The organism is Propionicicella superfundia DSM 22317, assembly GCF_000423465.1.
GTDB classification, from domain to species: domain Bacteria; phylum Actinomycetota; class Actinomycetes; order Propionibacteriales; family Propionibacteriaceae; genus Propionicicella; species Propionicicella superfundia.
In genome coordinates this window covers 560,236-575,319 of the sequence record NZ_KE384020.1, presented here as the reverse complement: position 1 = coordinate 575,319, position 15,084 = coordinate 560,236, and the positions used below count along the sequence as shown (strand labels likewise).

Annotated in this window: 15 protein-coding genes; 6 read left to right on the top strand and 9 right to left on the bottom strand. The window is 70.7% G+C overall.

The genetic code is table 11. The annotated features are described in order from the left end of the window. Positions 1-21: 21 nt before the first annotated feature. The 6 genes from ppgK to G555_RS0107835 form a co-directional block, all read right to left on the bottom strand. Positions 22-786 (bottom strand): polyphosphate--glucose phosphotransferase, encoded by a 765-nt coding sequence (gene ppgK / locus G555_RS0107860; RefSeq protein WP_028708461.1) that lies wholly within the window; start codon positions 784-786, stop codon positions 22-24. A 40-nt stretch (positions 787-826) separates the two neighbouring features. Continuing rightward, positions 827-1,822 carry a YeiH family protein gene (locus G555_RS18645; RefSeq protein WP_245581220.1) on the bottom strand — a complete coding sequence of 332 codons (996 nt, stop codon included), beginning with the start codon at positions 1,820-1,822 and terminating at the stop codon, positions 827-829. Positions 1,823-1,995: 173 nt separating this feature from the next. Next, positions 1,996-2,874, bottom strand: coding sequence for an NUDIX hydrolase (locus tag G555_RS0107850; protein WP_028708460.1), 879 nt, complete (start codon positions 2,872-2,874; stop codon positions 1,996-1,998). A gap of 13 nt (positions 2,875-2,887) precedes the next feature. Continuing rightward, positions 2,888-3,541 carry a response regulator transcription factor gene (locus G555_RS18640; protein WP_051208563.1) on the bottom strand — a complete coding sequence of 218 codons (654 nt, stop codon included), beginning with the start codon at positions 3,539-3,541 and terminating at the stop codon, positions 2,888-2,890. A 103-nt stretch (positions 3,542-3,644) separates the two neighbouring features. After that, positions 3,645-5,861, bottom strand: coding sequence for a sensor histidine kinase (locus G555_RS0107840; RefSeq protein WP_028708459.1), 2,217 nt, complete (start codon positions 5,859-5,861; stop codon positions 3,645-3,647). Between the two features lie 2 nt (positions 5,862-5,863). Beyond that, complete coding sequence (locus tag G555_RS0107835) at positions 5,864-6,331, bottom strand: GatB/YqeY domain-containing protein (protein WP_028708458.1); 468 nt, start codon at positions 6,329-6,331, stop codon at positions 5,864-5,866. Between the two features lie 142 nt (positions 6,332-6,473). On the opposite strand from G555_RS0107835, the gene G555_RS21180 reads away from it, so the two are divergent. Continuing rightward, positions 6,474-7,454 carry a neutral zinc metallopeptidase gene (locus tag G555_RS21180; protein ID WP_028708457.1) on the top strand — a complete coding sequence of 327 codons (981 nt, stop codon included), beginning with the start codon at positions 6,474-6,476 and terminating at the stop codon, positions 7,452-7,454. A gap of 20 nt (positions 7,455-7,474) precedes the next feature. Here G555_RS21180 and G555_RS0107825 read toward each other — a convergent pair whose 3' ends face one another. Continuing rightward, positions 7,475-8,209, bottom strand: coding sequence for a TetR/AcrR family transcriptional regulator (locus G555_RS0107825; RefSeq protein ID WP_028708456.1), 735 nt, complete (start codon positions 8,207-8,209; stop codon positions 7,475-7,477). A 152-nt stretch (positions 8,210-8,361) separates the two neighbouring features. On the opposite strand from G555_RS0107825, the gene G555_RS0107820 reads away from it, so the two are divergent. The 3 genes from G555_RS0107820 to metW are packed head-to-tail and all read left to right on the top strand — an operon-like array spanning position 8,362 to position 11,391. Continuing rightward, on the top strand, positions 8,362-9,642 hold the full coding sequence (locus G555_RS0107820) for an O-acetylhomoserine aminocarboxypropyltransferase/cysteine synthase family protein (RefSeq protein ID WP_028708455.1): 1,281 nt from the start codon (positions 8,362-8,364) through the stop codon (positions 9,640-9,642). A 2-nt stretch (positions 9,643-9,644) separates the two neighbouring features. Beyond that, positions 9,645-10,793, top strand: coding sequence for a homoserine O-acetyltransferase MetX (metX, locus tag G555_RS0107815; RefSeq protein WP_245581219.1), 1,149 nt, complete (start codon positions 9,645-9,647; stop codon positions 10,791-10,793). A gap of 1 nt (position 10,794) precedes the next feature. Then, a complete protein-coding gene (gene metW / locus G555_RS0107810) occupies positions 10,795-11,391 on the top strand; it encodes a methionine biosynthesis protein MetW (protein ID WP_028708453.1) in 597 nt (198 codons plus the stop codon). Between the two features lie 59 nt (positions 11,392-11,450). Here the strand turns inward: metW and G555_RS0107805 are convergent, their stop codons facing one another. Beyond that, on the bottom strand, positions 11,451-12,665 hold the full coding sequence (locus tag G555_RS0107805; protein WP_051208562.1) for a S1C family serine protease: 1,215 nt from the start codon (positions 12,663-12,665) through the stop codon (positions 11,451-11,453). Positions 12,666-12,967: 302 nt separating this feature from the next. Between G555_RS0107805 and G555_RS0107800 the strand changes: the two genes are divergently transcribed. Together G555_RS0107800 and G555_RS18630 are read left to right on the top strand one after the other, a co-directional pair. Next, positions 12,968-13,897, top strand: coding sequence for an SPFH domain-containing protein (locus tag G555_RS0107800; RefSeq protein WP_036921601.1), 930 nt, complete (start codon positions 12,968-12,970; stop codon positions 13,895-13,897). Then, positions 13,894-14,151 (top strand): type II toxin-antitoxin system antitoxin, encoded by a 258-nt coding sequence (locus G555_RS18630; RefSeq protein ID WP_036921598.1) that lies wholly within the window; start codon positions 13,894-13,896, stop codon positions 14,149-14,151. Before G555_RS0107800 ends, G555_RS18630 begins: the two co-directional genes overlap by 4 nt. 105 nt (positions 14,152-14,256) lie before the next feature. Here G555_RS18630 and G555_RS0107790 read toward each other — a convergent pair whose 3' ends face one another. Next, positions 14,257-15,084 carry a phosphoenolpyruvate hydrolase family protein gene (locus G555_RS0107790; RefSeq protein ID WP_028708450.1) on the bottom strand — a complete coding sequence of 276 codons (828 nt, stop codon included), beginning with the start codon at positions 15,082-15,084 and terminating at the stop codon, positions 14,257-14,259.

Here is a 15,084-nt window from a genome sequence, read left to right as displayed (position 1 = left end):
TGCGCCGTCCCGAGGCGCACGTCACCTGTTGCGTTCGGCCGCCGCGAACAGCGCGGCCCCGGCGATGCCCGCACCGTTGCGCAGCTCCGCCGGGACGATCGGCGTTCGCAGCTTCAGCAGGGGCAGGAACCTGTCGGCCTTGCGCGACACACCGCCCCCGACGATGAACAGGTCCGGCCACAGCAGGAACTCGACCTGCGAGAAGTACCGCTGCAGGCGTGCGGCCCACTGCGGGTACGAGAGCCCCTCGCGCTCACGCGCCGCGGCCGAGACGCGCGTCTCGGCATCCACCCCGTCCAGCTCGATGTGCCCCAGCTCGGCGTTCGGGATCAGAACGCCGTCGTGCACGATCGCCACGCCCACTCCGGTGCCGAGCGTGACGACGAGGATCAGCCCGTCACGACCCTTCGCCGCGCCGTAGCGCACTTCGGCCAGCCCTGCCGCATCGGCATCGTTGACGAGGGAGATCGGACGGCCGACCGCCTCCGCGATGATCTGCTGTCCGGGCGCGTCGATCCACTCGTCGTCGATGTTCGCCGCCGTCTTCACGACCCCGTGCTGCACCACGGTCGGGATCGTCACGCCGATGGGGGAGTCGGGCGGAAGCTCGTCGGCGAAGTTCCTCGCGATCTGGCGCACCACCTTGGCGACCGCCTTCGGCGTCGAGCGCGCCGGGGTCTCGATCCGGAGGCGCTCACCGGTCATCTTGCCGGTGCGCAGGTCGACGGGCGCGCCCTTGATCCCGGAGCCGCCGATGTCGATGCCCAGTGCCACGTTCGCGCCCATGCTGTCTCCTTCCGGCCGAGGTCGTCCCGGCGATCGCCCGTCACCAATGATGCGATATCGCCTGCAGCGCGAGGCTGCTGGCGGCCACCACAACCCACAGCATGCCGCCCAGCAGCAGCGGACGCAGCCCCGTGGCCCGCAATTCCTTCAGCGAGGCGGACAACCCGACCCCGGCCATGGCGATCGTGGTGCCCACCGTCGCCGCCGTCCTGATCGGCTCGTGCGCCGCATCGGGGATGACTCCCAACGAGTTCACCCCCGCCGCGAGCAGGAAGAAGACCAGGAACGCGGGCACCAGCCGCCACCACACGATCCGCCTCCCGCCGGACTGCGCGTCCTTGCGCTGTCGGCGCCAGGACTCCACCAGTGCGAGCGGGACGATCGCCAGCGTCCGGGTCAGCTTCACCACGACCGCCGCCGCCGCGACCGCCGCACCCCCGTAGGCCGTCGCCGCGGCCACGACCGACGAGGTGTCGTTGACCGCCGTGCCCGCCCACAGCGCGAAGGCCTGTCCCGAGAGGCCCAGGGCGTGGCCGATGACGGGGAAGAGCAGAGCGCCCAGCACGTTGAAGACCACGATCACGGTGATCGCATACGCGACGGTCGCGCCGCTCGCCCCGATGACCGCGCTCATCGTCGCGATCGCGGACGCCCCGCAGATGGCCGTCCCGTAGGTCACGAGGGCCCCGACGTCGGGCTCCACCCGCAGCAGCCGTCCCAGGACGTACCCACCGCACAGTGCAATCGCCAGCGTGCCCAGCATCACCGGCAGCCCGTCGGCACCGACCTCCGCGATCTGCCGCAGCGACATCCCGGCGCCGAACAGCACGATCGACGCCTGGAGGACCGGCTTGGCGGCGAAGGCCACGCCGGCCGCCCACGACGGACGCAGTCCGGCCACCTGCCGGACGATCAGACCGACGAGGATCGCCACGACGGGTGCGCCGAGCACGGGCGCCAGCACGCCGATGCCGAGCGCGGCCGCCGCGATCAGGACGCTGACCGCGAGCCCCGGAAGGAGCGCGAGGGGTCTCACGCGGCCCGTCATCCGACGACCACGGCGCGACGCGCCCCCACCACGACCTCGCCACGAGCGGACACCAGCGGCGTGCGGAACATCAGTCCTCCTTCGACACGTACCCGGTCAGCCTCCCATCGGCCCGCACGCCCGGCGGAGCCTCGGGACGTCGTTGGACACGTTCGCGCCCCTCAGCGCGGACGCGGTAGCTTCGTGCCGATCACGGCTCGCTCGTCCCGCACGGCGGTCCGGAACCGGAACAGCTCGGCGGGCCGCCCGCCGGTGTCGTTGCTCATCCGGCCGGTCGGTTCGACGAGTTGCTGACCGGTCACGAGGCGGCGGAAATTCTGCTTGTGGACGGTCTGGCCGGCAATGGCCTCCACGGCCTGCTGCAGTTGTCCGAGCGTGAACAGGCCGGGCATCGCCTCGAAGATGACCGGCCGGTACTGGATCTTCGACCGCAGCCGGGAGATGCCGGTCGCGACGATGCGCCGATGGTCGCGCATCATCGCAGGCCCCGAGCCGGGCAGACCGCCTCCGGACTCGGCGACCAGGCCCGCCTCGTACACCGTCTCGTACCGTTGCAGCGCCAACTCGGGCAGCCAGGGGCGCTCGTCCCATCCGAAGAGGATCTGCACCCGCAACAGCCGGTCACCCGTGGCGTCCCGCGCGGCCCAGTCCAGCAGCCGTCCGGCGAGGTCGGGGGACAGGCCGGGCCGGTCGCGCCGGTCCTCCCAGGGGAACAGGTCGTACCATGCGAGCCAGCCGGGCGCCGCCTGCGGGAGCCGCGTGAGCGCCAGGTAGGAGATCGACAGCGACCGCTGCGACGTCCTGTCGGTCCGGTCGAGGTCGGCGAAGGTGTACAACTGCTCGACGAAACCGAGCTGCAGCCCGGTCTGGTCCTCGACCCACGTGCGCAACGCCTGCTGCAGGGAGCGGTGGTCGGTCAGCAGCGGCCCGGCGGGCAACGCCGGGGGAGTGTGCTCCGATGCGAGAACGTACGGTTCGGCCCCGACCGTGCCCGCGACCACGGCGATGAGCTCGACTTCCGGCGGAAGGCCGGACGTCATCTGCGCCGGCACCTCAGACGGAGTCCAGGTACCCGTCCCGGGTCGCCTCGCGCACCGAGCCGTAGACGTTCCCGACCTCACGGCCCAACTGTGCGTACCGCTGCGCGATCCGGGTGAAATAGGTGTTCACGGTGCTCGCCAGCACGGGCGGTTCCATCTGCCGGCCGATGGCCTTCTTCGGGACGCCCTGGGCCAGCAGTTCGAGGGCCTCCACCTCACGGCGAGCCAGCTTCGGCGTGAGCTGCGGATCGGTGGCGAGGACGTAGGCCAGCTCGCTCGTCACGGCGAACTCACCTGTCGCCACCGTCTCGATCGCCTGCAGGACCTTCTCGTCGGGATCGGACTTGAGCGCGATCCCGGCCGCGCCGGCCGTCATCGCCTGGCGCACGGGAACAGGGCGCACGTCGGAGGTGAACACGAGCACTTTCGCACCGGTGGCCAAGATGGCGGGGATGGACTCGGTGATGACCGAGCCGTCGGCCAGGTGCAGGTCGAACAGCACCACGTCGACGCCCGTCACGGCGAGCTTGGCCAGCAGTCCGGCCACGGTCGTGGATTCGGCGACGAGAGCGAGGCGGTCGGGGAAGGTCGCCGCGAGCCCTGCGACGCCGCGCAGCACGATCTCATGGTCGTCGACCGCGCCGACGCGGACCGGGTGGGTGTCCATAGCGGGATTCTAACCATCCGGTAGCCGCGGCGAGGGCGATGGTTACGTTCCGGTCCACCCGTCGTCCCGCCGATCCCGGGAGCCACGGGTCGCCGGGGGCCGCTCAGTCCGCCTCGGCGACCAGATCCAGCGGCGTCTCCACAGGGGTGAGCGGCAGCGTCAGCCGCAGGAAGTCGTCTGCGGCGAGGACGTCTCCTCCCCGCCGAACCCATTCCCGTGCCAGGCCGGCGACCGTCTCGGGCGGGAGGCCTTCCAGCACCGCGACGAGGTGATCGGTGGACGAGGTGATCACCAGGCTCGCGCCCTGGGCGGTATCGGGCAGCGCGAGGACGAGGTCCAGCAGGGCGTCGCCGCGGCTGCGGACGCCGGCCGTCGACATGCGGACGTCCACCTCCCAGCCACCGCGCCGCAGCGCGGTGAGCTGGCGCCGGAACGCGGGAGATCCGCCCCCGAACCGGATGTCGTCGCGGACGAGCGCCTCCAGCACGGCCGCGTCACGGCGCACGTCGGCGGAGTCGGGATCGAGCGCTCCGTCGCCGACCGCATACAGGAACGGCCCGATCTCCTCCCGGATCCGGGCCAGCCGGCGCTCGGAGATCTCCGCCCGCGCAGCCAGGTGGTGGGCGTGGGAGTCGCTGCGTGCCGCGGCCTCCCATGCCTCCAGCGCGCGCCGGGAGAGCCGGTCGATCATCATCTGCATGGCCAGCACCCCGAGCCACGCGCTCGGAATGACCAGCACCAGGATGAAGTGGGTGACGGTGGCCTCGCCGCCGAAATGCGTCCATGCGGCGGCGAAACCCGTCACGACGACGCTGACGACGACGGCCAGTCCCCAGCCGAACGTGGTCGACACGATCAGCAGCAGCACCAGCGGGGTGACGCCGTTGATGAGCCACAGATGCTGTCCCTGCGGGTCCGCCGGGTCGAGGGCCAGCACGTTCACGATGATGGCTCCGTGCGCGCAGCACAGCATCGCCGCCTGGTACCACAGACTCATCCGGCCGCGCCGGACGAGCTGGACGCCGATCGCCCCCACGACGATGACGACGGCCGTCGCCGCCAGCGCCGGCCACGGCCGCGCGATGGAGGCCGCCAGCAGTGCCGCCACGACCACGGTTCCCACAAGCGAGGGGACAGCGGCCAGGGCCATCCGGCCGGGGACGACGGCGGCGGGGTTGGTGTCGGGCATGCGCGGCACCCACGACACCTCGACGCGGGTTCCGTCGCCGTCCGACGCGATCGTCGCGGACCCGCCGACCGCCTCCATCCGCTCGACGATGGACGACTGGGCGCCTCGCAACCGTGTGCCGCTCGTGTCGAAACCCCGTCCGTGATCGACGACCGCGACGACGACGCCGCGGCCCCGGCCCGCCACCACGACCTCCGCGCGGGCCGAGCCGGAGTGGAGCAGGACGTTGCGGACGGCCTCGGCCGCGGCGAGCCAGACCGCCTCCACGACATCGGGCGGAAGAGCCGGTGCCGTGCCTCGCAGTTCGACCTCGCACGGAGAATCGAGGGCGAGTCGTTCCAGCGCGGTCATCAGGTCGCGGGACGCCACGGGCGGCTCGCGTTCCGGTTTCAGCTTCTGCCACGCGTCGGCCGCCGCCCGGACCGCGTCCTCGGCGGGCACCCGCTCACGGTCCATCGCGATCGCGCGCAGCGCGTGCACGACCTCGTCGTGCAGGAATCGTTCGACCTCGCGCAACTGATCGCGATACACGCTCGCGGCGGCGCGCTGCGACTTCGCGCCGCGCCGCTCCGCCAGGGCCGCATCCGTCGCGGCGGCCGAGTCGCGGAAGACATCGGAGATGATGGCCGACATCACGACCACCTCCAGCATCAGGATCGCCTCAGCGACCGCCTCCTCCAGCGGCTCGTTCACGAGGACCACGACGCCGAACCGGCACAGTCCGAGCAGAAGGATCGCGGGCAGCACCACCAGCACCCGCCGGGTCGAGGTCGTCCACACGGCGAGGGCGCACGCCAGCACGATGGCCCCGCCGGTCGGCCACCAGGTCACGGGCGGGCGATCCCAGATGATCGCGTCGGCCAGGCCCCACGCCTGACCGCAGAAGAGGAGCACGACCACGATCCACAGCCGGGTGACCGTCTGCAGGCCCGTCGCCAGCAGTCCCAGCAGGATCACCAGCCCGGCCATCGTGATGACCATGCCGCCCACCTGGACCCCGGCGAGGGTCTGCGTCACGACGACGATCCGCGGCAGGTCGGCCGCGATCGCGGCCAGCAGCGGCACGGTCAGGGCGAGCCGGAGGCCGCTGTCCAGCGGATGTCTCCAGGAGCCGGGCTCCTCGCGGGCCATGGCTAGGAGAGCGTGCGCTTCACCTTGGCGGCCACCTCCGCGCCGGGAGCGCGCCCGGAGACCCTGGCGGTCACGGCCTTCATGATGCGGCCCATGTCTCGCATCGTGGGCACCGCGCCGGACTCCTCGGCCGCACGAGCGACCTCCTCGCTCACGATGGCCTCGACCTCGGCGTCCGTGAGGGGCGCCGGAAGATAGTCGAGGAGGATCTCCACCTCGGCCAGTTCGCGCTCGGCGAGTTCGGGGCGACCTCCGGCCGTGTACGCCTCGGCGGAGTCGCGCCTGCTGGTGACCTGGCCGTTCACGACCGCCAGTTCTTCGTCCTCGCTCAGATCCCGGGCGGTGTCTCCGGCCACTTCGGCGTTCTGGATGGCCGCGATCGCACTTCTCAGTGTCGTCTTCGCGATCTCGTCCTTCGCGCGCATGGCGGCCACGAGATCGGTCCGCAGGCGATCCTTCAACGCTCCCATGTTCTTCCTTCCCCTCCCCGCCATCCTTCCACGGACGCACAGGACGGGGTGCATCAAACACCACGAGCCTGCCCGCGTCCACAGGCCCGGGACGTGTCGGCCGCGCCGCCGGTACGCTCGGGCGGACGGAGAGGAGGACCCCGTGACCGACCAGCAGCCCCCTCGCACACCCGATCCTCGACCCGCCGCCGCGTCCCGGCGGGGCAGGCGCCGCGCCATCCTCGTCGCCGCGGCCGTCGGAGGCGTCGTCATCCTCGTCGCCGGGATCGCGCTCGCGCTGCAGCCGCGCCCGCAGACCCACCCGTCGCAGGCCCCCTCCACCGTGACGCCGGTCGAGAGCCCGACGCCGCCGATCGCCGACGAGAGCATCCCCCCGGCGGGCCCCACGACCCCCGTCGGCACCGTGTTCCCGACCTACAACGGAAACGGTGCCGAGGACAACGTCCTGTACAACATCTCGTGGCCGCACGACGCGGCCACGGCCGGTTGTCCGGCGCTCGGCGCCTACCGGCCCGGAGGCGCCGACGCGGAGACGAAGTCCGCGATCACCGCCATCCTCGACTGCCTCCACAGGCTCAACGAGCCGCGTCTGGCCGAGTACGAGATCCAGGTCGCGTCGCCGCCGGTCGTCTTCTCCTCCGACTCCGTCGGCACCGGGTGCGGCAGCGCGATCACCGCCGATTCCCTCGGCGACTACTGCGGGGCGGACGGCACCCTGTACTTCTCCCTCACGGCCCTCCGCTCCCGGCAGGCGGTCACCGGCAACCCGCTCGCCCTGTACTGGATCGCTGCGCACGAGTACGGGCACTACCTCCAGCACGCGACGAACATCGCCGGCACGGGCGCGACCTCGACGGCCGACAGCCGACGGCTGGAGTTGCAGGCCACCTGCATGGCCGGCATGTTCTTCAACGCGGCATGGACGCGCATGGGCGCGACCGACGACATGCTCACACAGACACACGCGATGTTCACGGAGCTCTATTCCGGACAGACTCCCGGGAGCGGGACCCACGGCACGGCGGCGAGCACGCAGGCATGGTTCGACAGAGGACTCGCGGCCACCACATCCGGCTATGCGGCGTGCAACACCTTCGCCGCCGGGCCCGCCGAGGTCCGGTGACCCCCCGACAGGCCCGTGCCTCAGCCGAGGGATCCTGTCGGGCGCAACGCCACCGGCGCCGCCGCGGACGGGGCGAACGCCACCGGCGCCGAGTCGATACCCCTGTACCCGGCGAGCAACGTCAGCAGCGTCTGGAAGACGTGTCTGCGCGCGTCGCCCGGCACCGAGCCCGGAGTGGACAGGCTGACGAACACCACGGCGCCCCACAGGGACGCGGCCAGGCTCTCCAGATGGGACGCGGGCACCTCGCGCCCGATCTCTCCGGCGACGCTCAGCTCCTCCACATACTCGGTGAGCGCCGTCACGAGCGGTTCGAGGATCTTCGTCCGCAGCGCGGGGACCCGTGCCGACCACGGCCGGCCGGTCCGGATCAACTCGCTCGACAGGACCTGCACGGCCGCCCGGTACTGCTCGGCCAGGCGGAACAGCGCGGCCAGGATCCGCTCCAGAGCCTGACCACCGGAGGTGCCGCCCCGCGCGTCCTCCATCCGGCCGGCGAGGAGATCCGCGCACGAGCGGACCGCATCCTCGAACAGGTCCTCCTTCGCGCCGAAGTTGTAGAACACACTGCCCTTGCTGACACCGGCCAGTTCGGCGATCTCTTCGATGGACGTCTCCGCGTAGCCCTTCGCCGCGAGGAGATCGATCGTCGCCGCCACCAGCCGGGCCCGGGTCTGGTCGCGGCGGGCCACCCTGCCGTCGCGCGCCCGCATGGTGTTCCGCTCCGTGCGCCCGCCAGAGTCGTGAGACAGCATCTCGCATCCTTCCGTCACCGGTCATCGACATCTCCGGCCCGCGTGGGCGGGCCCGCCGATCGACCCGGGCGGCCCCCTGACGTCCGGATGGCGATCAGTTCGCCGGTGCCAGGTGGCGCCCCCTACCGTGACGACATCCCGAGAGGAGAACTATGACGTACAGTCCAGAAACTCTTTCCGTCCATGCCGGGCAGGAAGAGGCGGACCCGACAACGCATGCGCGGGCGGTGCCGATCTACCAGACCACCTCGTATGTCTTCGACGACACCGAGCAGGCAGCCGATCTGTTCGCGCTGCGGACGCCCGGCAACATCTACTCCCGGATCATGAACCCCACCAACGACGTGTTCGAGAAGCGGATCAACGCGCTCGAGGGCGGCGTGGGCGCGCTCGCCACGGCCTCCGGAGCGTCGGCGATCAGCTTCGCGGTGCTCAACCTCGCCACGGCGGGCGACAACATCGTGTCCCACTCGACTCTGTACGGCGGGACGTTCGCGCTCTTCGCCCACACACTGAAGCAGTACGGGATCGAGGTTCGCTTCGTCGACCCGGGCGACCCTGCGGCCCTCGCCGCCCAGGTCGACGACCGGACGCGGCTCCTCTTCAGCGAGACGATCGGCAACCCGCTCGTGAACGTCGTCGACCTCGATGCCTGGTCGGAGGCCGCCCACGCGCTCGGCCTTCCCTTCATCGTCGACAACACGCTGCCCACCCCGTACCTGTGCAGGGTGTTCGACCACGGTGTCGACATCGCCGTCCACTCCGCGACGAAGTACCTCGGCGGCCACGGCACGACCCTCGGCGGGGTGATCGTCGACTCCGGCCGGTTCGACTGGGCGGCGACGGACCGGTTCGCCAACCTCTCCGGGCCCGACAGCGCCTACCACGGCGTCGTCTGGACCGAGGCCGCGGGCGAGGCCGCGTACATCATCCGTGCCCGCACCGTCCTGCTGCGCAACATCGGCGCCTCGATGGCGCCCATGAGCGCCTTCCAACTCCTGCAGGGGGTCGAGACGCTGCACCTGCGCATGGAACGGCACAGCAGCAACGCGCTCACAGCCGCGCGGCACCTCGCCGAGCATCCGGCTGTGGCGTGGGTCAACTACCCGGGCCTGGAATCCAGCCCGTGGCACGCGATCGCGGACCGCGTTCTCACCGGCAAGGGGTACAGCGGCATCCTCTCGTTCGGGTTGAAGGCCGGGCGCGAGGCGGGAGCACGGTTCGTGGAGGGACTGAACCTCTTCAGCCACCTGGCGAATGTCGGAGACGCCAAGTCGCTGGCCATCCACAATGCGAGCACGACGCATTCGCAACTCACCGAGGACGAGTTGCGGGCGGCCGGGGTCGCGCCGGAGATGGTCCGCCTGTCCATCGGCATCGAGGCCGTCGAGGACATCCTCACCGATCTCGATCAGTCGCTGGGGGCGCTCTGACCGTGGCCACGCTGCCCGAAGCCGGATCGGTGGGTCTCGTCGAGACGCAGTCCGTCCGGCTGTTCACCGAGTCCGACCCGCTGCACCTCGCGGCGGGTCAGACCCTCGGTCCTGTGGACGTCGCCTACGAGACCTACGGAACGCTGTCCCCGGCCGCCGACAACGCCGTGTTCATCTGTCACGCGCTCACCGGCGACGCCCATGCGGCCGGGTTCCACGAGGGTTCCAGCCGGCCCGGCTGGTGGGACAACCTCATCGGCCCCGGAAAGGTGCTGGACACCCGCCGGCTGTTCGTCGTGTCGGCGAACCTGCTCGGCGGCTGCCAGGGGACGACCGGCCCGTCGTCGGTCGACCCCGCGACCGGCCGGCCGTACGGTCTGGACTTCCCGCTGCTGCGGATGCACGACTTCGTGACCGTGCACCGGCGCCTCGTCGAGAGACTCGGCATCCGGCGACTGCTCGCCGTCGTCGGCGGATCCCTCGGCGGGATGCAGGCGCTCGAGTGGGCCCTGAAGCACCCCGCCGACATGGCCAACACGGTCATGATCGCCGCCTCCAGCCGCCTCACCGCGATGAACATCGCGTTCTCCGCCGTGGCGCGCCGGGCGATCATGACCGATCCGGACTTCCACGGCGGTCAGTACGCCGCCGCGGGCGTCTCTCCGCGCATCGGCCTCGCCATCGCGCGGATGATGGCCCACATCACCTACATGTCCGAGGAGGCGTTGACCGAGAAGTTCGGTCGCCAGCCCTCCGGACGCGACGCCCCGCTCGGGTTCGGTGTGGACTTCGCCATCGAGAGCTATCTCGAACACCAGGGAAGCACGTTCCTGGAGCGTTTCGACGCATTGAGCTACCTCTACCTCACACGCGTCATGGACTACTTCGACCCGTTCGCCGACGTGGACGCGTGCGCGGCGGCGCGGACCGCCGCACACCTGCGCTTCCTCGTGATGAGCTTCGAGTCGGACTGGCGTTTCAGCATCGACCATTCGCGCCGCATCGTCCGGCATCTGGAGCAGGAGCGACTGCGGGTGAGTTCCCGCGAGATCGGCTCGACCTGGGGGCACGACTCGTTCCTGCTGGACCTGCCCGAGTACCACCAGACGCTACGCGCCTTCATGGAACGCGCGATCGAGGAGGGGATCTGAGGTGCGTGCCGATCTCGACCTGATCGCGAACTTCGTGCCGCACGGCTCGCGGGTGCTCGACCTGGGCTGCGGATCGGGGGCCCTGATGCGTTATCTCTCGGAGGAGCGGGGCTGCACGGGGACGGGCGTCGAGATCGACGGCACGCTCGTGCGGCAGGCGATCCGGAGCGGCGTCCCGGTTCTGCAGCTCGATGTCGACAACGGTCTCGACAGCTTCGCCGACACGTCCTACGACGTCGTCGTCCTGTCCCGCACGATTCAGACCATCCTCCGCCCGGAACGCGTCCTGCAGGACATGGCCCGCATCGGGACGACCTGCATCGTGTCCGTGCCGAACTTCGGTCTGTGGCGCAACCGGATGCGGCTGCTGCGCGGCCACGTGCCGATGTCGAAGGATCTGCCGTATCGCTGGTACGAGTCGCCCAACCTGCGCTTCACCACGCTCATGGACCTGGAGCGGCTGTTCGCGACGGTCGGCCTGCGCGTCGAGGAGCGGGTGGTCATCACCGAGCGCGGCCGGAGGCTCCGGGCCGCCAGCCCCCTGTACAACCTCATCGGCAGCATGGGGGTCTACCTCATGCGGCCCGAGGAGTGCTGAGCCCGGATCACCGCCGGCTCGCAGCCCGGCCCGTCGACCGGGGCTGCGAGCCGCCACAGTCAGGCCAGCGGGCTGGATCCCATCGTCACCGTCGCGGTCTTGGTGGTGCCGGTGGACGAATCGATCCAGCTCACCTTCACCTTCTGGCCCGGTTCGGTCTCGCGGATGATCTCGGCGGCGTTGGTGGTCGACGTGATCTGCGTCCCGTTGAAGCTGACCAGCACGTCACCGGCGGCGATACCGGCGGCCGCGGCCGGGCCGTCGGTCGCGACGCTGGAGATGACCAGCCCTCCGCTGCGGGACGAGGTCGTGTTGTTGGTGCTGATCCCCAGGTACCCGGCCGGGCCGATCCTGACCGTGCCCGACTCGTCCCCGGAGGTGATCTGGTTCACGATCTTCATGGCCGTGGCGATCGGCACGGCGTAGCTGACGCCCTCGCTGGTGGAGCCGGCCGTCGTGATGCCGATGACCTCGCCCTCGTCGTCGTACATCGGCCCGCCGGAGTCGCCCGGCACCGCGCCGGCGTTCGTCTCGATCATGCCGGACAGGTTCTCGGTGGTGCCCCAGGGGGATTCGGAGGACACCTGCAGCGACTGGTCGAGCCCGGTGACCGAGCCGGCCGCCGGCACGAGTGCCTTCTCCCCGTTCGCGTTGCCCAGTGCCACGACGGTGTCGCCGACGCCGACGGCGTCGTCGTCGATCGTGACGGTCTGCAGACCGGAGGCGCCCGAGAGTTTCAGCAGGGCCACGTCGCGCGTCGAGTCGTCGCCCACGACCGCGGCGGTGTACGTCGTGCCGGTGTCGGCGATCGTCACCTGCACGGCGCTGGAACCCGCGACGACGTGGTAGTTGGTGAGGACGTACCCGTCGCTGGTCAGGACCATCCCCGTGCCGGCGGCCGCCCCTTCGGAGGTCGTGGCCTCGATGAAGACGACGCCTTCGCTCGGCGCGTCGACCTCGAGCTTCGTCTGGGTCCCCGTGTCCGAGCCCGAACCCGAGGACGAGCCGGTCCCGGAGTCGTTGCCGCCGACCTGTCCCGACCCGGTGTCCGGTTGCCGCTGGGTGCCGTCGACCGGTGAGGACGTCTGTGGCTGCTCGACCTGAGCGATGAGGCCGGGGAGGGTCACGGCGACGCCGGCGACGGCCGCTCCGCCGCCGACCAGCGCCACCCAGACGGCGAGCACGAGGGCCACGACCTTCGCGGTGCTGCGGCGGCGGGAACCAGGAGGCACCTGTGCCGACGGTGGGGCGGTCGGCGACGTGAACGGTTGCATAGCGTCCTCCTTCGATCGGTTCGCCACCGATCCAACGCCCCCTCCTCATCCGAGGGCTGTGGGCTCCCTGTGTTCTTCCTGTCGGTGCCCGGACCGCCTGCCGAGGCGGCCCCGCCGGCGGGGGAGAGGGATGCGGTGTCCGATGCGGACGCCGTGCCCTGAAGAGTAGTCGACCGGTCCGCGCTCGGCCTGCGACCGGCTCTCTCCCCGGCGTCGTCCGACCGCGATCGTGTGCCGCTTTCGGGCGACCCTCGACGAAAACTGATATCATAATGACATCATTCATCGACCAAGGAGGAACCGTGACGTCGCTCTCGTCGCCCACCGAGCCCGGTGTGGCCCAACTCCGCTCCACGATCGCCGAACGTCCCGCGTGGACGTCCGGCCCCGGCGTCGCGGCCGCGGCGTTCGCAGGGTCCATCGCCCTTGTCGTCGCGGCCACCGCCCTCGTGTTCGTCGCGGTCGACCGGGGCGACGACCTCCTCGGGTGGATCACGTTCGTCCTGATCCTCCTGGCGATACTGGTCGCGAGCGGACTGACGGTGATCAGCCCCGGGCACACCCGCGTCGTCCAGTTCTTCGGCCAGTACGTCGGAACCGTGCGGAGGACGGGCCTGGTGTACACCGTTCCCCTGACCACGCGCCGCAACGTCTCGGCGCGAGTCCGCAACTTCGAGACGAGTGAGCTCAAGGTCAACGACGCCGAAGGCAACCCCGTCAACATCGCCGCGATCATCGTCTGGCAGGTGGAGGACACGGCCAAGGCCCGATTCGGGGTCGAGGACTTCGAGGACTTCGTGCGGGTGCAGTCGGAGGCGGCGCTGCGACATGTCGCACGCTCCCATCCCTACGACGACCCCGACGACGGAAAGTCCAGCCTGCGAGGCGCCACCGAGGTGATCTCCAACGAGATCGAGGAGCAGGTGGCCGAACGCGTGGCCGTCGCCGGCATCAAGGTCATCGAAGCCCGCATCTCGAACCTCGCGTACGCCCCCGAGATCGCCCAGGCGATGCTCCAGCGGCAGCAGGCCGGCGCCATCATCGCTGCCCGGGCGCGCATCGTCGAGGGAGCCGTCACCATGGTCGAGGACGCCCTCACCCGACTGGAGGAGAGCGGGGTCGTCGCGCTCGACGACGAACGTCGCGCGGCGATGGTGTCCAACCTGCTCGTCGTCCTGTGCGGCGAGGCCCGCGCCACACCCGTCGTCAACACGGGGTCCCTGTACACGTGACCCCGCAGCGACCGGACGGCGACCGGCGCTCCCCGGAGCGCCGGTCCGTGCTGCTTCGGATCGATCCCGCCGTTCACGAGGCACTCGCGCGGTGGGCCGCCGACGACCTGCGGTCCGTCAACGCCCAGATCGAGATCATCCTGCGCGACGCCCTGCGCAAGGCCGGGCGGGCACCCGAGAAGCTGGCCCCGCTGCGCCCGCGCGGACGTCCCCGCACGCAGCCCTCGCCCGGGGAGCGCTCCGACGGAACCTGATCACGGAGGTTCGGCCGCCGAGCGGGTGCACGCGGCGACGTGTTCGCGCGGTGTCGGCCGCGGGCGTGCCCGCGGCCGACACCTGAGGCGCACCCCGTCGTGCGCCTACCCGCGGAAGGTGATGGCCTTGAAGTCCTCGGTCTGCTTGCGGATGCCGACCTCGGTCGGAAGGCGCTCGATCGACGACGCTCCGTAGAACCCGACGACGCCCTCGGTGTTGTCGAGGATGTACTGGGCGTCCTCGGGCTCGGCGATCGGGCCGCCATGGCACAGGCAGATGATGTCGGGGTTCACGCGCTTCGCCGCATCGGCGTAGGACTGGACGCGTGCGGCGCACTCCTCCAGCGTGAGGGCCGTGTGCGCCCCGATCGTCCCCTTGGTGGTGAGACCCATGTGCGGGACCAGGATGTCCGCTCCGGCCTCCGCCATCGCGACGGCCTGATCCTCGTCGAACACGTACGGCGTCGTCACGAGATCGAGCTCGTGCGCCATGCGGATCATGTCGACCTCCAGCCCGTACCCCATGCCGGTCTCCTCGAGGTTGGCCCGGAAGGTGCCGTCGATGAGGCCCACCGTCGGGAAGTTCTGCACACCGCTGAACCCGACGCGCTTGATCTCCCGGAGGAACACGGGCATCAGCCGGAACGGATCGGTGCCGTTCACACCGGCCATGACCGGCGTGTGCTTCACGACCGGTAGGACCTCGTCGGCCATCTCCATCACGATGGCGTTCGCGTCGCCGTAGGCGAGCAGGCCCGACAGCGAGCCGCGCCCGGCCATGCGGAATCGCCCGGAGTTGTAGATCACGAGCAGATCGATGCCGCCCGCCTCGGCGAACTTCGCCGTGATGCCCGTTCCGGCGCCCCCGCCGATGATCGGATGGCCCGCCTCGACCTGGGCGCGGAGCCTGCCCAGTACCTCACTGCGTTTCAT